The sequence below is a fragment of the Pseudomonas sp. Irchel s3f10 genome (assembly GCF_900187515.1).
Classification (GTDB): Bacteria; Pseudomonadota; Gammaproteobacteria; order Pseudomonadales; family Pseudomonadaceae; genus Aquipseudomonas; species Aquipseudomonas tensinigenes.
In genome coordinates this window covers 75,805-94,049 of record NZ_FYDZ01000014.1, presented here as the reverse complement: position 1 = coordinate 94,049, position 18,245 = coordinate 75,805, and the positions used below count along the sequence as shown (strand labels likewise).

The following is an 18,245-nucleotide window of genomic DNA, read 5'->3' as shown; positions in this document are numbered from 1 at the left end:
CAATCGACTTAGAACTTATAGCCCAAACCAACCATGTAGATGAACGGATCCACATCGACGTTGACCCGTGCACGAGTGCCCGGCGCAACCGCGTTGTTCTCGACGGTGGCGCGGGTATCGATGTCGATGTAACGCACTTGGGCGTTGAGCATGATGTTGTCGGTCAGCATGTAGTCAGCACCGACCTGCCAGGCCAGACCCCAGGAGTTTTTTGCCTTGAAGTTGCTGAAACCGTTGGCACTGGCTTCGCTGCCCACGTGTTCGTCGTAGATCCAAGTGTAGTTGATGCCGCCGCCAACGTACGGTTGGAAGGCCGATTTCGAATCCAGTGGGTAGTACACAACGCTGAGGGTCGGCGGCAGGTGTTTCAGGGTGCCGAGCTTGCCGTTGGCCGCTGGCAGGGCAGTGCCCTTGAGCTTGACGTCATGCTCGAACGGCGTCGCCGCAAGCAATTCGAGGCCGACGTGATCGGTGAGCATGTAGGCGAAGTTCAGACCCAGTTGAGTGTCGCTGCTCATGGTCGCCTTGCCGCCCAGATTGGTGCCGCTCAACGGGCCCTGATCGACCTTGACGCTGGAGCTGTCGGCCTTCGGGTTGACGGTGATCGCACCGGCACGAATGAGAATGTCACCGGCTTCGTGGGCGTGGGCGAGCGGGGCTGCGAGCGCGAGGGCAAACAGCGAGGCGCTGAGCAAGGACTTGTTCATGGGGGCTCCGAAAGGACGTTAAAAATGTCTGATGTCCTATGGTACGAAACCAACTGATACGGTCTTTTGACTCAGCTCAATGAAACAGTGACGGGGCGGGTTTCTGTGGAACCTTGAGGGCCTCTTCGCGAGCAGGCTCGCTCCCACCCTGGAATGTGATCACCTGTGGGAGTGAGCCTGCTCGCGAAGACGATGGATCAATCAACACAAAACCGCCGGATTCACTCCGGCAGCTCATACACATAAATCTTGTCGGCATCCATCTGATACCCGGCATCCGCCAGTTCGCTGCTCGACGCCTTGACCTGCAACGGCCCCTCGACCCAGTACGGCTGATACAGCTCATCGAGCTTCACGCCCAACTCGCTTTTCACATGCACAATCTGGTTCGACGGCGGAGGCGGCACGTGGATGCAGGCGCCGAAATACGGCACCAGCAAAAAGTCCGTGGTGCGTCCTTCTTCGTTGACTTCCAGCGGCACGATGTAGCCCGGCAAGCGAATATTCTGACCGTCGAGAGCCTTCACCACCGGCGCGTTCGGCAGGTCCTGCTTCGCCGCAGGGGCGGATTCAGCGGAGAGCGCGTCGCTCATCTTCGACATGTCGTGCAATGGCGTCATGTTCGGCACTTCCGGCGCGGCGTCCGGCGGGATCATTTCCGACCACGTCAGGTCTTTCGGTGCCGCTGCCCAGACGGGCAGGGCGATCAACAACAGCAGCGCGAGTGCAGCGCGGGGCATGGTGAACATCCTCATAAACGGATCGACAGGCCATCGGCCAGGGATTGGCGATAAGCGCGCCAGGCCGGCACGCTGCCCATCAGCAGCGCGGCGGCCAGAATGCCACCGAGCAGCGTCCATTCATACTCGCTCGGCCACGCCAGCGGCAGATACAAACCATAATTGGCCTGTACGTAGCCCTGCGCCGCAGCGATGCCGATGTACAAAAGTGCTACCCCGGCAATCACCCCGGTCAGCGCCAGTGCAAACGCCTCGAGCACCAACAGGCTCGCGATATGCCAAGGTCGCGCCCCGACTGAGCGCAGAATCGCCATCTCGCGGCGCCGCTCGTTGAGGCTGGTGAGAATCGCCGTGAGCATGCCGATCAATCCGGTCAGCACCACGAACAGCGAGACCACGAACAGCGCTTTTTCCGCAGTGCTCATCAGGCTCCACAATTCTTGCAACGCTACGCCCGGCAGAATCGCCAGCATCGGTTCGCCACGGAATTCGTTGATTTCGCGTTGCAGCGCAAAGGTGGAAATCTTGCTGTTCAGACCAAGCATGAATGCGGTGATTGCTTGCGGCGTCAGGTCCATGTTGCGTGCCTGATCCGCACTGATCCGCCCGTTACCCCGCGCCGGCACACCGTTGTGCCAGTCGATGTGAATCGCCTCCATACCACCGAGGCTGATGTGCAACGTGCGATCGACCGGAGTGCCGGTGCGCTTGAGAATGCCGACCACGGTGAACGGTTTGTCGTCGTGCTTGACCAGACTGATCGCCGCCACACCGTGGGCCAGCACCAGTTTGTCACCGAGCTTGTAATGCAGCGCATCCGCGACCTCGGCACCCAGCACCACTTCAAACGGATCGGTTGCAAACGCGCGGCCGTCGGCCAGTGCCAGGTGTTGCTGGCGACCGTACTGGTAATGCTCGAAATAGGCTTCGGTGGTGCCCATCACGCGATAGCCGCGATGGGAGTCGCCGAGGGACATCGGGATTGCCCACTTCACTTTCGGGTTGCTGGCGAAGTGTTCGAAGCTGTCCCAGCGGATGTTGTTGGTGGCGTTGCCGATGCGGAATACCGAGTACAGCAACAAGTTCACCGAGCCGGAACGGGCGCCGACGATCAGGTCGGTGCCGCTGATGGTGCTGGCGAAACTGGCTTTGGCTTCGGTGCGTACCCGCTCGACGGCGAGCAGCAGGCACACCGACAGGGCAATGGCGAAGGCAGTGAGCAGGGCGGTAAAGCGGCGGTTGGCCAGGCTGGCCATGGCCAGACGAAACAGATACATCTCAGACCTCGGCAGACGTGGCGGCGCGATTGAGCTCGGCCAGGGACAGGTGACGGTCGAATAGCGGCGCCAGGCTCTGGTCGTGGCTGACGAACAGCAGACTGGAACCGGCCTCGCGGCATTCGGCGAACATCAGGCGGATGAAGTTTTCCCGAGCGTCGTAATCCAGTGCCGAGGTTGGTTCGTCGGCGATTACCAGCTCGGGTTGGCCGATCAACGCGCGGGCGGCGGCAACCCGTTGCTGCTGGCCGATCGACAGCGAATCGGCACGACGACTGAGGATGCTTTCGTCTTTCAAGCCCAAGTGGGCGAGCAGGGTGGCGGCGGCGTGATCGACGCTGCCGTGGCGCTGTTTCGCCCGTTGCGCACGCAGTTTCGAGAAGTGACACGGTAGCTCAACGTTCTCGCGGACCGAGAGAAACGGCAGCAAGTTGAACTGCTGGAAGATGTAGCCGGTGTGATCGACGCGAAAAGTATCGCGAGCGCCGGCAGAGAGTTCGGTGAGTTCCTGGCCGAGCAGGCGAATGCTGCCGCGACCGGGTTTCTGCACGCCGCCGAGCAAACCGAGCAGGGTGGTCTTGCCGCTGCCGCTGGGGCCTTTGAGGAACAGGGTCTCGCCGGCTTCCAGACGAAACGCCGGGATGTCCAGCAATGGCGGGTGACCGGGCCAGTTGAAGCCCAGGTCGGACAGTTCGATGAGTGCTTGGGTCATGGCACCAGTTTCAAAGTTGTAAACAGAACCCCCTGTAGGAGCTGCCGAAGGCTGCGATCTTTTGATCCTGATCTTCTTGAAAGCAAGATCAAAAGATCGCAGCCTTCGGCAGCTCCTACATTGGATCGCGGTTGATCACAGGGGACTTTTCGGTGTGATCAGAATTTCAACGAGGCAGCCTTGGCCGTCACTTCGGTCCCTTGCTGGCCGCTGGCGCTGATCAGTTGTACCTGAATTTTCTGCGTCGCCGGGAAGGTATTGAAGACGTTGGCCAGATCCAGCGTCTTCAACGCACCCGGTGTGGCGCAGTTGAACTGATAGTGCGCATGGATTTCGCTGTGGTCGTGGTGATGCTCATGACCGTCCTTGTCCGCTTCATCTTCATCATGGTCGTCGGCATCTGGCTTGTCGCCAAACAACGGGCTCTCCAGTTCCTGGCTGAGCACTTTGCACCCAGCAGCGGCGGGCAGGCTGAACAGGGTCAAGGGTTTTTCCAGTTGCGTGCGAGCAGCAGCGACTTTGGCCTTGTCGGCATCCGTGGTCGCAACGTGTTCGAAACCGACGAGGTTCATCGCCGGGCTTTCCAGCTCCAGCTCCAGGGTCTGGCCGTCGAGCGCAGCGTTCAGGCGACCCACGCCATGTTCATGCGCGCCCAGGCTGCCGTGTTCATGGTCGTGATCGTGGTCATGCTCATCAGCCGCGTGGGCGACGACCAGCGGCAACAGGGCAAACGGCAAAGCGAGCAACAGACGACGCATGGCGGTCTCCGGGAAGTAAAGTGAAGAGTTTGTTATGTAATCTTATAACGAAAGTGCGCAGAGTTTGCCCGTGCGCTCCGCTTTGCGCAAGACATGACTGAGCACCGCCCAAGGTAGATTCCGGGGCGGTGCTTAGATTGGAAGTCACACTTTTATAGTCAGAAGCCTGCGCCGGGATAGTCGAACCAGTGGTGTCCCGATAGCACGCGACTGATCAAATTTGTGTCGAGCATGTTCGGTGCATCGCGAGTGAAGCGCTGGCGCCAGGCGGGTAGCCACCAGTAATTGATGGCCGTTCCACGCGGCAGTATTACCAGTTTCATCACCTCCTGATCGATGCTGTGCTCTGTGTAGAGTTGATGGCTACGATCCATGAAGCCCATGTACTGACTGATCGGCAACTGGAACATCAATACGGTGGTGTAGATCTTTTCGCTCTGACTGAAAGTCGGACTTTGCAGGATATGTAATGCTTCGCAGGCGTACGGCTGTGGCTGGCTGGCGATACTCTGGCCTTCGGGAGTGGAGAGAACATCGAAACGATCATCCATATCCCGCCAGTCTGTACGAAGGTTGCTCTCGAAGTAGTTGCGAATGAATACGCTAAGTGGTCCCGGTGCCGCGGTATCGTTTGTACAGGAAGAAAGATCGACAGGCGACCAGAAGCGCCACCCCATGATCAGCAGAAGGGGGATTGCAGGAAGTATCCAGAAAAGTCGTTTCATCTTGGCGTGCTGTGTTTGTACCGTCGAAAAATAGTGAAGTCATGGTCACCGCGTATTGCATTGCCTGCAGCGTTTCGAAAGCCTACATCGTTGACTTCGACTTTCTCTCGGCCAGCGGAAATACAGACCCCATGGGTTAGCACGAAACCGACATGACCGCTGGCGTTAGAATAAGTGACAGCATACGCACCGATATCGCCGGGTAAAGGTGAACGCTCCACTTTCCAGGTGGCGAGAAGGCGTTCATCGTCAGCCCATTCACCTGCCACAGGTGGACTGACCTTCATCATTCCGGGCAGAAATTTTGACTTGCCGTGTTCAATCCACGCGACATTGATGCCGATCGAGGTCAGTACGTCATAGACGAAGAGGTTGCATTTGTTGGTTTCGGCTGCAAATGTCACCGTTTTATTGATAGTCGGGTGTGGCAACGACTCTTTGCTCTTGCCATATGCCCATGTGGTGGAGCCACGATACGACAGCGCCGCCATCAATATTCGGCGCGGCATGTCCTGGATGACTACCTTGACGGTACGGGTCTCGTTCCTGCGTTTGACCCCGTACTCCACTTCGTAAAAAGTGTCATTTGAAACGGCACCGCTGGTGGACAAGGGCACTTTGACCCATGGCGAGACGGCGACGATCGACAAGGATTTTCCTTCGGTCAATGTGGCTGTGTGCATTGCCTTTGTCGCTCCCGATGCACCGACGATCTGGACAATAACTTCGTGGCTGTGGCGGTTTTTTATCGACGGCAATTTCTTTGTGCCCAAGGTTATTGCGGTTTGCTCCTTATCAGAGATGAGTGAGTAGATTCGGGGTTTGTCATCGTTCTGAATAATGTTGTCATCAATGACCAGCGCATCCACCAGCAACTGAAACTTGACTCCTTTGGGTGGCTGCATCAGAAAGTCTTTAAAGATCAGTTTGATTTCCGATTTCATGAAAGATCCTGATCAAGGGTTTCTTCGTAGGCGTAAAACGTCCATTCCGAGTCTTCACCGACCAACAGAGTGTCGTAATCCGCATGGTTTTCAACCGGGTGTTCGCAGCCTTCACCCGTGGCGTTGCAGGTGCTGTCCTGCAAGACGGCAACCTTTTTTCTGTCTTTGAGTTTGTACGCCAGTCCGGGTTTTTCGCTGTCGTCCAAGCGTTCAATGATCACTTGCAGATAAAGGTACGAAGTCATCGCGACAACTGGTGAGCCCATGTCGATGGGGGCAGGACGGCCTGTTCCGGCAAAACCACTGTGTTGTTGGGGAAGCAGCTTGTTGGACATGGGCGGGCAGCCGCAGGCGACATAGTCATCTACCAACGCTGCAGGGCCTGCAGGCAATATCAGTGTTCTTTCACCCACTGCCACGATCGGTCCCTTGCCGGGACCGCAAACCGGACAACTGGCGATTTGCCCGATGGAAGCGATGATTTTTCCTTCAATCTTGAGGTTTTCGTTTCCCTCAAGTATCACGCCGCCCGTCGAAGTCGGGCCTCCTTTTGACGCAAGCTTTCGTCCTGAAGACATGGGCATCCTTCCCATGGAAAAAACAAAAATGTAGTCGATAACTCTCGAACTGCCAGCTGCCTACACTTGGTGTTACACATGTCCCGTGGGAGCATGCAGGTCAGAAATGTACGGAGGCGAACTCAATGTTGCGGATACGCGGAACCGTCGGCGACGTGCCGGTGGATTTGACGGTGGAACTGGATGACAGCGACTGGGCGAAGCTGGGCTCAGCCCTTGGCGCACAGCCGCAGATAGCCCAAGCGGCGGCCGTGGCGGTGCCAGCGGCGAAACCGCAAAATCAGGACGATGCTTTGTGGCAGGTCGCCAGGGATTTACTGCGCAAGGCTGGCCAGCTCAGCGGGCCGGATCTGCTTGAGCAACTGGAAGGCCTGACCGGCAGCGCGGTGTCAGGCAAGCGCCTGCTGGTACGATTGCGCCACAGTTCGGACGTAAAAGTGGTGAGCGGCGGGGATACGCCGCTCTACAGCTGGATCGAGTGAACCGCAAAAGATCGCAGCCTGCGGCAGCTTCTACAGATGCAGCGTTCATCCGCAAAATGCGCGGTGAACACAATCCCGTGTAGGAGCTGCCGAAGGCTGCGATCTTTTGATCTTAATAAAGCGCAGCAAACATCTTGCGGCGGTACACCGTCACCAGCGGATGATCGTTGCCCAGCAGCTCGAACACCTGCAGCAAGGTTTTGTGCGGCAGACCTTCGCCATAACTGCGGTTGCGGATGAACAGCTTGAGCAGCGCCTCCAGCGCCGCCTCGTATTGCTGGCGCGCCAGTTGCTGAATCGCCAGTTGATACACCGCCTCATCGTCCAGCGGATCTTTCGCCAAACGCGCTTTCAGGTCAGCAGCATCCGGCAGATCACGCGCCAGGCCAAGGAATTTGATCTGCGCCTTGGCTCCGGCCAGCGCGGCTTTGTGTTCGTCGCTTTTGACCGCGTCGAGCACGGTTTGCGCTTCATCCAGTTCGCCGCGCTCGGTCAGGCAGCGTGCATAAAGAATCAGGGCCTTGGCGTTGGTATTGTCTTCGTTGAGCATCACCACCAGCGCTGCCTCGGCATCGGCGTAACGGCCGTCATCAAACAACGCCTGAGCCTGTTCGAACGGATCGGCGGCGGCCGGTGGCGGCATCTGCACATGTGGCTCAAGCAGCGCGCGCACGGCGGATTCCGGTTGTGCACCGGCAAAGCCGTCGACCGGTTGACCGTCCTTGAACAGCACCACGGTCGGCAGGCTGCGAATACCGAAGCGGGCGACGATGTCCTGCTCGATGTCGCAGTTGACCTTGGCCAGCAGCAACTCGCCCTGATAGCTCTCGGCAATACCTTGCAGCATCGGCATCAGCGCTTTGCACGGCGCACACCATTCGGCCCAGAAATCCACCAGCACCGGTTTGTTGAAGGAAGCCTCGATCACCGACTGGTCGAAATCGGCCGTCGTGGCGTCGAAGATGTACGGCGTTTGCTCACTCATGGGGGATCTCGTAGAAGCGTGGATGGGGCAACTATACGGCTTGGTGGGGTGTGGCCGGAAGCGGTCAGCTTTTGAGAGGTGTGTTGCATGTGCGGACGCCTTCGCGAGCAGGCTCGCTCCCACCCTGGAATGCATTCCCCTGTGGGAGCGAGCCTGCTCCGGGCGGCGTTCCGACGAAGCTTTTAATCAGCGCCGCGCGTGGTACAGGCTGACATGCCGAAATTCCTCAGGCTCCGCCAGATCCGGCAAGGTCATCGCCTCAAGCATTTCAATCCGCTCATACAACGGATGCCGAAAATCCCGAACCCGCGAATCCGCCACCAGCGCCTCACGGCCACGACTTAAAAACGCATCGAGCAACGGCAGATTCGTCCGGTCATACAACACGTCCGCCACCAGAATCAGATCAAACCGATCGGCCTCGGCAAAGAAATCCGTCGAATAACTCATTTGCACATCATTGAGCTCGGCGTTCGCTCTGCACGCGGCAATCGCCAGCGGATCGAGATCGCACGCCACCACTTCCAGCGCGCCGGCTTTCACTGCCGCGATCCCGGCAATCCCGGAACCCGCGCCGAAATCCAGCACGCGCTTGCCACGCACCCATTCGGGAAACTCCGCCAGATACCGCGCCACCGCCAGACCGCTGGCCCAGCAGAAACCCCAATACGGTGGCTCGTACAGAATTCGCTGAATTTCTTCTTGGCTGAACTCGCGATCCATGTTGTCGCCATCGATCAGCCATAGCTGTAAATCAGTATCCGGCAACGCACAGACCTTGAGTCTGGCGTCGCCGAGCAATTCACCTAACGCCTGTTGCAGGTCGAGCGGTGCATTCATGGTGCTTTGACAAATTGCAGTTGGCCCAGCGCCTGAGTGGTCGGTTGGGTGATGGTTTGCGACGGTAGATGCAGGATCAACTGACCGGACTGGCTGGCGCGACCGCGCAACTCGACCCGTGCGCCGGCGGGGAAGGCGTCCGGGTTGAAGCGCAGGCGGAACGGCAGAATCTGGTTGTTGCCGATCAGGCTGGAACTGGCAAGCAATTGTTGCGGGCGATCCTTTGCATCGATCACCAGCAGCGCCAGTTCGACTTCGGCACCGGCCGGCACGCCTTGCAGGGTGCCGCTCAGTTCGCGTTGATAAGCCGGCAGCGGGCCGAGGTCAGCGGCTTCCTTGGCTTTTTTCTGCGCCTGTTGCGGCGCAGGGCCCGGCGTTGGCGGCTGGGGCTTGGGTGCATCGCTGCCACAGGCCACCAGCAGGCTGAAAAGACTGAGCAAAACGAGCGGACGTAACGGCATTGGATGCTCCAGCAAAATGAAATCCATGGATCAAACGATCATGCCGTTCTGTATACCGCAAAGCCTATGGCTTGTCTTGCCACCGGGATGCGCTACCATGGCCCTCCCTTTTTTTGTTGCCAGCCACCATGCACTGTCCCTTCTGCGGTGCCAACGACACCAAGGTCATCGACTCGCGTCTGGTCGCCGAGGGCGAACAGGTGCGCCGCCGGCGTGAATGCCTGGCCTGCGGCGAGCGTTTCACAACGTTCGAGACGGCCGAACTGGTGTTGCCGCGCCTGATCAAAACCGACGGCAGTCGCCAACCGTTCGACGAAGAAAAACTCCGCGCCGGCATGCAACGCGCGCTGGAGAAACGTCCGGTGAGCGTCGAGCGCCTCGAATCCTCTCTGGTTCACATCAAGCACAAGTTGCGCGCCACCGGCGAGCGCGAGGTCAAATCCCTCGTGGTCGGCGAACTGGTCATGGCTGAACTGCAAAAGCTTGATGAAGTCGCCTACATCCGTTTCGCTTCGGTGTACAAGCGCTTCCAGGACCTCAACGAATTCCGCGAAGAGATCGACCGCCTCGCCCGCGAACCGGTGAAACAATGACCGCCGCCGAGCAGGCCATCCTCGACGCCCACTTCATGGCGCGTGCGCTGGAACTGGCGCGCAAAGGTCACTACACCACCCATCCCAATCCTCGCGTGGGTTGTGTGGTGGTGCGCGACGGGCAGATTGTCGGCGAAGGCTGGCACGAACGCGCCGGCGAACCGCACGCTGAAGTCCACGCCCTGCGCGCCGCCGGTGAGCTGGCCCGGGGCGCCACTGCTTATGTGACCCTCGAACCGTGCAGCCATCATGGCCGCACGCCGCCGTGCGCCGATGCGCTGGTGAATGCCGGTGTTGCTCGTGTGGTGGCAGCGATGCGAGATCCCAATCCGCAAGTCGCCGGACGTGGTTTGCAGCGCTTGACCGATGCTGGCATCGCCACTGAAAGCGGTGTGCTCGAAGCCGAAGCGCGCAAGCTCAATCAAGGTTTTCTGAAGCGCATGGAACACGGGCTGCCGTTCGTGCGGGTCAAGTTGGCCATGAGCCTCGATGGTCGCACGGCGATGGAAAGCGGCGAGAGCCAATGGATCACCGGTCCCGCCGCGCGTTCGGCAGTCCAGCGTTTGCGCGCTCAGGCCGCCGTAGTGCTGACCGGTGCCGACACCGTTCTGGCCGACGGGACGCGCTTGACTGTTCGCGCTGACGAACTCGGTCTGGACAGTGAGCAAACCGCGCTGGCCATGAGTCGCCCGCCACTGCGAGTGCTGATCGATGGACGCCTGCGGGTGCCGCTGGATGCGCCGTTCTTCAAGGCCGGCCCGGCGTTGGTCGCCACCTGCGTCGCGATCGAAGAGCAATACGCTCACGGCCCTGAATGCCTGATCGTGCCGGGTGATGACGGTCAGGTCGATCTGTATCAGTTGCTGATCGAGCTGGCCAACCGTGGCACCAACGAAGTGCTCGTCGAAGCTGGCCCACGCTTGGCCGGCGCTTTTGCTCAGATGGGTCTGGTCGACGAGTTCGTGATCTTCATCGCCGGCAAGTTCCTCGGCTCCACGGCGCGTCCGCTGCTGGACTGGCCGCTGGCCTATATGAAGGATGCGCCGGAGCTGAAAATCACTGAAATTCGCGCGGTGGGCGATGACTGGCGAGTCACTGCCATCCCTGCTCAAGCGGCGAGCGTATAATTCCCGGCCATTGCGTTAGCGCTGGCTTAGTTCTCAAGGAGAACCCCATGTTTACCGGCATCATCGAATCCATCGGCAGTATCCGCGCACTGACCCCAAAGGGCGGTGATGTGCGGGTCCACGTCGCCACCGGCAAGCTCGACCTGAGCGACGTCAAACTTGGCGACAGCATCGCGGTCAACGGCGTTTGCCTGACTGCTGTCGAGCTGCCGGGCGACGGCTTTGCCGCCGACGTCAGCCGTGAAACCCTCGACTGCACCGCCATGAATGACCTGAAAAGCGGCAGTCCGGTCAATCTGGAAAAAGCCCTGACCCCGACCACCCGTCTCGGCGGGCACCTGGTCAGCGGTCACGTCGACGGCGTCGGCGAAATCGTCTCGCGCATTGACAATGCCCGCGCCGTGGAATTTCGCATCCGCGCGCCGAAAGAGCTGGCCAAGTACATCGCCCATAAAGGCTCGATCACCGTCGACGGCACCAGCCTGACCGTGAACGAAGTCGATGGCGCCGAGTTCATGCTGACGATCATTCCGCACACCCTGAGCGAAACCATCATGGCTTCTTACAAGCCAGGTCGCCGGGTGAATCTGGAAGTCGACTTGCTGGCGCGTTATCTGGAGCGTCTGCTCTTGGGCGACAAGGCCGCAGAGTCGAGCGCTGGTGGCACGATCACTGAAAGCTTTCTGGCCGCCAACGGCTATCTCAAATCCTGACTGAAGGGGGTGCCTTGTGGCGCTCAATAGCATCGAAGAACTGGTTGAAGACATCCGCCAAGGCAAGATGGTCATCCTTATGGATGACGAAGACCGCGAGAACGAAGGCGACCTGATCATGGCCGCCGAATGCTGCCAGGCCGAACACATCAACTTCATGGCCAAACACGCCCGCGGCCTGATCTGCATGCCGATGAGCCGCGAGCGCTGCGAACTGTTGAAGCTGCCACTGATGGCGCCGCGCAACGGTTCCGGTTTCGGCACCAAGTTCACCGTTTCGATCGAAGCCGCCGAAGGCGTGACCACCGGCATCTCCGCTGCCGACCGTGCGCGCACCGTGCAAGCGGCTGCCGCCAAGGATGCCAAGGCTGAAGACATCGTCAGCCCGGGCCACATCTTCCCGTTGATGGCGCAGGCCGGCGGCACCCTCGCTCGCGCTGGCCACACCGAAGCCGCTTGCGACCTCGCGCGCATGGCCGGTTTCGAGCCGAGCGGGGTGATCTGCGAAGTGATGAACGACGACGGCACCATGTCCCGTCGCGCTGAACTGGAAGCTTTCGCTGCCGAGCACAACATCAAGATCGGCACCATCGCCGACCTGATTCACTACCGGATGATCCACGAACGTACCGTTCAGCGGATTGCCGAGCAGCCACTGGACAGCGAACTGGGCCAATTCAACCTGGTGACCTATCGTGATTCGGTGGAAGGCGACGTGCACATGGCCCTCACGTTGGGCACTGTTTGCGCCGAAGAACCAACCCTGGTTCGCGTGCACAACATGGACCCGCTCCGTGACCTGTTGATGGTCAAGCAACCGGGCCGCTGGAGCCTGCGCGCCGCCATGGCTGCGGTTGCCGAGGCGGGCAGCGGTGTAGTGTTGTTGCTCGGTCACCCGCTCGATGGCGACGTGCTGCTGGCGCACATCCGCGAAACCGGTGATCAGGCCGTGCCGAAAAAACCGACGACTTACAGCATCGTCGGTGCCGGCTCGCAGATCCTGCGTGACCTCGGCGTACGCAAAATGCGCCTGATGTCTGCACCAATGAAATTTAATGCGATATCCGGTTTCGATCTGGAAGTTGTAGAATACGTGCCCTCCGAATAATGACCGGTTGTTTCCGGACTCCGATTCGCGGCAAATAAATCACTGAGGGACGCGTAGCAGACGCGTCCCGGCTCTTTAAGAGAACTGACGAATGACCCTGAAGACCATCGAAGGTACCTTCATCGCCCCTAAAGGCCGCTACGCTTTGGTAGTGGGCCGTTTCAACAGCTTCGTGGTTGAAAGCCTGGTCAGCGGTGCAGTTGATGCCCTGGTTCGCCACGGCGTGAGCGAAAGCGACATCACCATCATCCGCGCACCTGGCGCCTTCGAAATCCCGCTGGTAGCGCAGAAAGTCGCCCAGAAAGGTGAGTTCGCAGCCATCATCGCCCTCGGCGCGGTCATTCGTGGCGGTACTCCGCACTTCGAATACGTGGCAGGCGAGTGCACCAAGGGCCTGGCCCAGGTGTCCATGGAATTCGGCGTACCGGTTGCCTTCGGCGTCCTGACCGTTGATTCCATCGAGCAAGCCATCGAACGTTCCGGCACCAAGGCCGGTAACAAAGGTGCCGAAGCTGCCCTGTCCGCACTGGAAATGGTCAGCCTGCTGGCACAGTTGGAGGCCAAGTGATTAGCGACGAAAGCGATCGTTTCAACCCGCGCGATCCAAAACCTGCGGATGCCGGCAAGCCCTCGAAAAGCGTCAAGCGTCGCGAAGCCCGTCAGCTCGCGACTCAAGCGCTGTACCAGTGGCACATGGCCAAGCAATCGCTGAACGAGATCGAAGCGCAGTTTCGCGTTGATAACGATTTCACCGATGTCGACGGTGCATACTTCCGCGAGATCCTCCACGGGGTTCCGCAGTTCAAGACCGAAATCGACACCGCCCTGACGCCTTGCCTGGATCTGGCGATCGAAGAGCTGGACCCGGTTGAACTGGCCGTTCTGCGCCTGTCGACCTGGGAACTGCTCAAGCGCGTCGACGTGCCGTACCGCGTGGTGATCAACGAAGGTATCGAGCTGGCGAAAGTCTTCGGTTCGACCGACGGCCACAAGTTCGTCAACGGTGTGCTCGACAAGCTGGCCCCGCGCCTGCGTGAAGCTGAAGTGAAGGCGTTCAAGCGCTGAAACGCGCTTGATACTTCAATGGGCGAGTTTGAGCTGATCCGCAATTTCTTCGCCGCCGCGCCCTGTGCGCAGGGCGGCGAAGGCGTTGCTCTGGGGATCGGCGACGACTGCGCCTTGCTCGCTGTTCCTTCCGGGGAACAGTTGGCGATCTCCACCGATACGCTGGTGGCCGGTGTGCATTTCGCCGACCCCTGCGATCCGTTTCTGCTCGGTCAGCGCTCGCTGGCCGTCGCGGTCAGCGATCTGGCCGCCATGGGCGCCACGCCCGTTGCCTTTACCCTTGCCCTGACTGTACCGACGGTGACCGCCGATTGGCTGCAAGCCTATGCCCACGGTTTGAACCGCATGGCGCAGAGCTGCGGCGTTGCGCTGGTCGGCGGCGATACCACGCGTGGGCCGTTGAGTCTGACGGTGACTGTGTTTGGTCGCGTGCCTACGGGTCAGGCATTGACTCGCAGTGGCGCGCAACCAGGCGACTTGCTCTGTGTCGGTGGTGAACTGGGCAATGCTGCCGGTGCCTTGCCGCTGGTGCTGGGGCAACGTGACGCCGAGCCAGAGGTCGCCCAACCGCTGCTCGATCATTACTGGTCGCCACAACCGCAACTTGCCCTCGGCCAGGCCCTGCGTGGCAAAGCCACGTCGGCGCTGGATATCTCCGATGGCCTGCTCGCCGACTGTGGCCACATCGCACTGGCATCGAAGGTGCAGCTTGAGATTGAACGCGAGCGCGTACCGCTGTCGGATGCATTAGTGGCGTTTCTCGGTCAGCGCGGCGCCGAGCGTGCAGCGCTGAGCGGTGGCGATGATTACGTGCTGGCGTTCACCCTGCCGTCCGTTGAGCTGCCGCCGCTGCTGGCCAATGGCTGGCCGATCCATGTGATCGGTCGTGTGGCGGAAGGTCAGGGCGTGATTCTGCTGGATCGCGAAGGGCACGACATCACCCCGCAAATCCGGGGCTATCAACATTTTCAGGAGACACCGTGACAGATCACCCGAAACAGGTTCCGGCCGAATTCGTTCCGCCGTCGGTCTGGCGCAATCCTTGGCATTTCCTCGCGTTCGGCTTCGGTTCCGGCACCCTGCCGAAAGCCCCGGGCACGTGGGGTTCGTTAGTTGCACTACCTTTTATCCCGTTGTGGCAGATGTTGCCCGACTGGGGTTACTGGCTGATGCTCGGGATCACCATGCTGTTCGGCTTCTGGCTGTGCGGCAAAGTCGCCGACGATCTGCGGGTACACGACCACGAAGGCATCGTCTGGGACGAAATGGTCGGTATGTGGATCACCCTGTGGCTGGTGCCGGAAGGCTGGTACTGGCTGCTCGCGGGTTTTCTGGTGTTCCGCTTCTTCGACATTCTCAAACCATGGCCGATTCGCTGGATCGACCGGCATGTCCACGGTGGTGTAGGGATCATGCTCGACGACGTACTGGCCGGTGTGTTCGCCTGGCTGGCGATGCAGGGTCTGGTGTGGGTTTTCGCCTGATTCCAAGGGATATCAGGGTCAAGTGAGGGACTAGGGATGGCTCGACGCTGGTTGGCGTTAATGGTTTTGGCTTTGCTGAGTACCGTGGCCGGTGCGCAGGAAGCTGCGCCGACGCCGGCGGTCATCCATCTGGCCAGCGAAGACTGGGAAGACTACACCGCCGCCGACGGCCATGGTCTTGGCTGGGACGTGTTGCGCAAAGTGTTCGAACCGGCCGGAGTAAAGCTGGATATCCGCAGCGTGCCATACACCCGTTCGGTCGGGCTGGTGCAGTTGAAGGAAGTCGACGCGCTGGTTGGCTCCTACCGCGACGAAGCCGAGCAGGTGCTGTATCCGCACTGGAACTTCGATTCCGACCACATCTATGCATTGGGGCTGGCGAGCAATCCATCGCCCACCGAGGCGACGCTGGGCAAGTATCGGTTGGCTTGGGTGCGCGGTTATCGCTACGAAAACTACCTGCCGAATATCAAGCGTTACAATCAGATCCAACGGCGTACCGGCATTTTGTCGATGCTCAAGCAGGGGCGGGCGGATTACTACATCGATGCGCTGACCGAGATTGAAGCTGTGGTGAAAACCGCAGCAGATCCGGCGCTGTATCGCTATTCACATCTGATCGAGTTGCCGTTGTTTCTCGGCTTTGCCGACACGCCACAGGCGCGAGCGCTGATGGCGCTATATGACCAGCGCATGGAGCAGTTGGTGAAGAGCGGCGAGTTGAAACCGATCTTCGAGAAGTGGAAACAGCCGTATCCGTTCAACTCGAACTGAAGGTCTGCACAAATCCCCTGTAGGAGTGAGCCTGCTCGCGATAGCGGTCTAACTCAGACATTGATTTAGCTGACACACCGCTATCGCGAGCAGGCTCACTCCTACAAGGGAGCCGCGGCGTCCATGAGGTAATTATCAAACTTTTTGATCGTTATGCCCGATAATTCAGCCTAAGCGTCTGCAGGAACCTGCTGTTACAATGCCGGCCTGCGAATTTTCAGACTCTTTAGATCAGGAGCACACCGGTGCCTGTCGTCTTTGTCGCCGCTTCCAAGCTGCCAACGCCTTTTGCGCAATTCACCATGCACGGTTTTCTCGATGAAGCCACCGGCCGCGAGCACGTCGTGCTGAGCCTGGGTGAAATTGCCGACGGCGCCCCGGTTCTCGGCCGTTTGCACTCCGAATGTCTGACCGGCGACGCCTTGTTCAGCCAGCGCTGCGACTGCGGCTCGCAACTCGAAGGCGCCCTCAAAGCCATCGCCCGAGAAGGCCGAGGCGTGTTGCTCTACCTGCGTCAGGAAGGTCGCGGCATCGGTCTGCTGAACAAGATCCGCGCCTATGAATTGCAGGACGGCGGTGCCGACACCGTTGAAGCCAACGAGCGTCTGGGCTTTGCCGCCGACCAGCGCGATTACGCCATGTGCCTGCCGATGCTCGAGCATCTGGGCGTGAAATCCCTGCGCCTGATGACCAACAACCCGCGCAAGGTCAAAGCCTTGACCGACATGGGCATCACCGTCGCCGAGCGCGTGCCGTTGCACACCGGGCACAACCCGCACAACAAGCTCTACTTGGCGACCAAGGCCAGCAAGCTTGACCACATGATGGGCAACGAGCATCAGGGCGAGGTTGATCGCGCGTGACACGGGGTCAGGTGCGGCGCCGGTTGTCGGTTGATTGGTGGAAATACCTCGCGCTGGCGCTGGTGCCGTTGTTTGTCCTCAACGTTCTGTTCGGTCAGGGCGAGGGGGTTCTGCCGGTACTGGCGATGCCGTTTTTCATTGCCGGCGTCGCGTCGATGTTTGTCAGCCTGAAGTTTTTCGGTCGCTATAAACATGCGCTGATCGCCACGCAAAAAGCCCTCGATACCCCGGATGAACCAGCAGCGTGGATTGCCCTCGCAGCCCGTCGTCGTGCGGCTTTTCTCGCGGCAGCCTTGCCAGCGTGGATCGGCGCACTGGCGGTATTTGTCGGTCTTGAAGCCGTACCGTTGATGCTGCTGGCGTTGTCCACAGCGGTGCTGTTTTATCTCTACCGTATCCCGCGTCAACTCGGCTGATGCGTCGTCTGTGGCTGGCGCTGCTGTTGCTGGCCGTCAGTGGTCCTGCGCTGGCGCAACTGCGGGTTGTCAGCCTCGCACCGTCCCTTTCTGAAATCGTCGTTGAGCTGGATTCGGCTGATCTGTTGGTCGGTGTGCTGGATGCCGGGGAGCGTCCTGCTGAAATTGCCAACGTCCCCTCTGTCGGCCGCTATGGCCAACTCGACATGGAACAATTGCTGAGCCTCCAGCCTGATTTATTGTTGCTGTGGCCCGGCAGTGTCGGCCCTGCGCAGCGTGATCAGCTCAAGCGCTTGGGCATCCCGACCTTCGTCGCCGAACCGCATTCTTTAGAACAACTCACCACCCAGATTGAAGCCATTGCCGCGCAATTGGGGCGACCTGAGCGTGGGGTGAAACGGGCGGCGGCGTTGCGCCAACAACTCGCGGAGCTGCGCCAGCGTTATCGCCGTGACGTGCCGTTGCGGGTGTTCTATCAGGTGTGGGACAAGCCGCTGTACACCGTCGGTGGCGGGCAGATCATCAGCGATGCGCTGGAGGTATGCGGGGCGCGGAATGTGTTCAGTGATCTGGCCTTACCTGCGCCACAAGTCAGCATCGAAGCGGTATTGCAGAGAGATCCGGAAGTGATTCTGGCGAGTGATCAGGCGCAGCTGAATGCGTGGAAAACCTGGCCACAGGTGGCGGCGGTGAAGCAGGAAAAATTACTGTTGGTCACCGACAAAGGCCTTGAGCGCCCCAGCGGCCAGATGATCGACGCCACCGCCAAGCTCTGCCAATTGATCGCGCCGAACAGGTGATTCTGTAGGAGCTGCCGAAGGCTGCGATCTTTTGACTTTGTTGTTTGACTGAGTCGGAAACGCCGAAGATCAAGATCAAAAGATCGCAGCCTT

24 protein-coding genes are annotated in these 18,245 nt (G+C 59.7%); 13 read left to right on the top strand and 11 right to left on the bottom strand.

From position 1 onward, the window contains the following. Positions 1-8 precede the first annotated feature (8 nt). From CKW17_RS24095 to CKW17_RS30625, 8 genes are all read right to left on the bottom strand, one after another. Positions 9-707, bottom strand: coding sequence for an OmpW family protein (locus CKW17_RS24095; protein WP_077574716.1), 699 nt, complete (start codon positions 705-707; stop codon positions 9-11). A 221-nt stretch (positions 708-928) separates the two neighbouring features. Continuing rightward, positions 929-1,447: a DUF3299 domain-containing protein gene (locus CKW17_RS24090; protein ID WP_095122223.1), complete on the bottom strand. Its 519-nt coding sequence runs from the start codon at positions 1,445-1,447 to the stop codon at positions 929-931. A gap of 11 nt (positions 1,448-1,458) precedes the next feature. After that, a complete protein-coding gene (locus CKW17_RS24085) occupies positions 1,459-2,724 on the bottom strand; it encodes an ABC transporter permease (RefSeq protein WP_095122172.1) in 1,266 nt (421 codons plus the stop codon). Position 2,725: 1 nt separating this feature from the next. Beyond that, on the bottom strand, positions 2,726-3,436 hold the full coding sequence (locus tag CKW17_RS24080; RefSeq protein ID WP_095122170.1) for an ABC transporter ATP-binding protein: 711 nt from the start codon (positions 3,434-3,436) through the stop codon (positions 2,726-2,728). Positions 3,437-3,594: 158 nt separating this feature from the next. Continuing rightward, positions 3,595-4,194 (bottom strand): DUF2796 domain-containing protein, encoded by a 600-nt coding sequence (locus CKW17_RS24075; protein ID WP_095122168.1) that lies wholly within the window; start codon positions 4,192-4,194, stop codon positions 3,595-3,597. A gap of 158 nt (positions 4,195-4,352) precedes the next feature. Further along, entirely contained in the window at positions 4,353-4,919 is a 567-nt protein-coding gene (locus CKW17_RS24070) for a hypothetical protein (protein ID WP_095122166.1), read from the bottom strand. Beyond that, positions 4,916-5,863, bottom strand: a complete 948-nt coding sequence (locus CKW17_RS24065; RefSeq protein ID WP_095122164.1) for a CHAP domain-containing protein — start codon at positions 5,861-5,863, stop codon at positions 4,916-4,918. Before CKW17_RS24065 ends, CKW17_RS24070 begins: the two co-directional genes overlap by 4 nt. Beyond that, positions 5,860-6,441 (bottom strand): PAAR domain-containing protein, encoded by a 582-nt coding sequence (locus tag CKW17_RS30625; protein WP_256586291.1) that lies wholly within the window; start codon positions 6,439-6,441, stop codon positions 5,860-5,862. The genes CKW17_RS24065 and CKW17_RS30625 overlap by 4 nt, the downstream gene beginning before the upstream one ends. A 125-nt stretch (positions 6,442-6,566) precedes the next feature. On the opposite strand from CKW17_RS30625, the gene CKW17_RS24050 reads away from it, so the two are divergent. Beyond that, positions 6,567-6,923, top strand: coding sequence for a hypothetical protein (locus CKW17_RS24050; protein ID WP_016984106.1), 357 nt, complete (start codon positions 6,567-6,569; stop codon positions 6,921-6,923). A gap of 112 nt (positions 6,924-7,035) precedes the next feature. Here CKW17_RS24050 and trxA read toward each other — a convergent pair whose 3' ends face one another. The 3 genes from trxA to CKW17_RS24035 form a co-directional block, all read right to left on the bottom strand. Next, on the bottom strand, positions 7,036-7,908 hold the full coding sequence (gene trxA, locus CKW17_RS24045) for a thioredoxin (protein WP_095122163.1): 873 nt from the start codon (positions 7,906-7,908) through the stop codon (positions 7,036-7,038). A 186-nt stretch (positions 7,909-8,094) separates the two neighbouring features. Continuing rightward, entirely contained in the window at positions 8,095-8,748 is a 654-nt protein-coding gene (locus CKW17_RS24040) for a methyltransferase (protein ID WP_095122161.1), read from the bottom strand. Continuing rightward, positions 8,745-9,209 carry a YbaY family lipoprotein gene (locus CKW17_RS24035; RefSeq protein WP_095122220.1) on the bottom strand — a complete coding sequence of 155 codons (465 nt, stop codon included), beginning with the start codon at positions 9,207-9,209 and terminating at the stop codon, positions 8,745-8,747. Before CKW17_RS24035 ends, CKW17_RS24040 begins: the two co-directional genes overlap by 4 nt. Before the next feature lie 128 nt (positions 9,210-9,337). Between CKW17_RS24035 and nrdR the strand changes: the two genes are divergently transcribed. The 12 genes from nrdR to CKW17_RS23975 all read left to right on the top strand — a co-directional run bounded on the left by nrdR (position 9,338) and on the right by CKW17_RS23975 (position 18,152). Beyond that, the gene (gene nrdR, locus CKW17_RS24030) at positions 9,338-9,802 is read left to right on the top strand and encodes a transcriptional regulator NrdR (protein WP_176470114.1); all 465 of its coding nucleotides are present in this window, start codon (positions 9,338-9,340) and stop codon (positions 9,800-9,802) included. Further along, positions 9,799-10,929 (top strand): bifunctional diaminohydroxyphosphoribosylaminopyrimidine deaminase/5-amino-6-(5-phosphoribosylamino)uracil reductase RibD, encoded by a 1,131-nt coding sequence (ribD, locus tag CKW17_RS24025; RefSeq protein WP_095122159.1) that lies wholly within the window; start codon positions 9,799-9,801, stop codon positions 10,927-10,929. The genes nrdR and ribD overlap by 4 nt, the downstream gene beginning before the upstream one ends. A 47-nt stretch (positions 10,930-10,976) precedes the next feature. Beyond that, the gene (locus tag CKW17_RS24020) at positions 10,977-11,642 is read left to right on the top strand and encodes a riboflavin synthase (protein WP_095122157.1); all 666 of its coding nucleotides are present in this window, start codon (positions 10,977-10,979) and stop codon (positions 11,640-11,642) included. 16 nt (positions 11,643-11,658) lie between these two features. Beyond that, positions 11,659-12,750: a bifunctional 3,4-dihydroxy-2-butanone-4-phosphate synthase/GTP cyclohydrolase II gene (gene ribBA, locus CKW17_RS24015; protein WP_095122155.1), complete on the top strand. Its 1,092-nt coding sequence runs from the start codon at positions 11,659-11,661 to the stop codon at positions 12,748-12,750. 91 nt (positions 12,751-12,841) lie between these two features. Next, positions 12,842-13,318, top strand: a complete 477-nt coding sequence (ribE, locus tag CKW17_RS24010) for a 6,7-dimethyl-8-ribityllumazine synthase (RefSeq protein ID WP_003228649.1) — start codon at positions 12,842-12,844, stop codon at positions 13,316-13,318. After that, a complete protein-coding gene (nusB, locus tag CKW17_RS24005) occupies positions 13,315-13,815 on the top strand; it encodes a transcription antitermination factor NusB (protein WP_039761889.1) in 501 nt (166 codons plus the stop codon). The genes ribE and nusB overlap by 4 nt, the downstream gene beginning before the upstream one ends. Positions 13,816-13,833: 18 nt before the next feature. Next, the gene (gene thiL, locus CKW17_RS24000; RefSeq protein WP_095122153.1) at positions 13,834-14,799 is read left to right on the top strand and encodes a thiamine-phosphate kinase; all 966 of its coding nucleotides are present in this window, start codon (positions 13,834-13,836) and stop codon (positions 14,797-14,799) included. After that, positions 14,796-15,299, top strand: coding sequence for a phosphatidylglycerophosphatase A (locus CKW17_RS23995; protein ID WP_011336134.1), 504 nt, complete (start codon positions 14,796-14,798; stop codon positions 15,297-15,299). The genes thiL and CKW17_RS23995 overlap by 4 nt, the downstream gene beginning before the upstream one ends. A 36-nt stretch (positions 15,300-15,335) precedes the next feature. Further along, positions 15,336-16,073, top strand: coding sequence for an ABC transporter substrate-binding protein (locus tag CKW17_RS23990; protein WP_095122151.1), 738 nt, complete (start codon positions 15,336-15,338; stop codon positions 16,071-16,073). Positions 16,074-16,318: 245 nt separating this feature from the next. After that, on the top strand, positions 16,319-16,936 hold the full coding sequence (ribA, locus tag CKW17_RS23985; protein WP_016984117.1) for a GTP cyclohydrolase II: 618 nt from the start codon (positions 16,319-16,321) through the stop codon (positions 16,934-16,936). Beyond that, entirely contained in the window at positions 16,933-17,352 is a 420-nt protein-coding gene (locus CKW17_RS23980; RefSeq protein WP_095122149.1) for an MFS transporter, read from the top strand. Before ribA ends, CKW17_RS23980 begins: the two co-directional genes overlap by 4 nt. Continuing rightward, a complete protein-coding gene (locus tag CKW17_RS23975) occupies positions 17,352-18,152 on the top strand; it encodes a cobalamin-binding protein (protein WP_095122147.1) in 801 nt (266 codons plus the stop codon). The genes CKW17_RS23980 and CKW17_RS23975 overlap by 1 nt, the downstream gene beginning before the upstream one ends. The last annotated feature ends 93 nt before the right edge of the window (positions 18,153-18,245 follow it).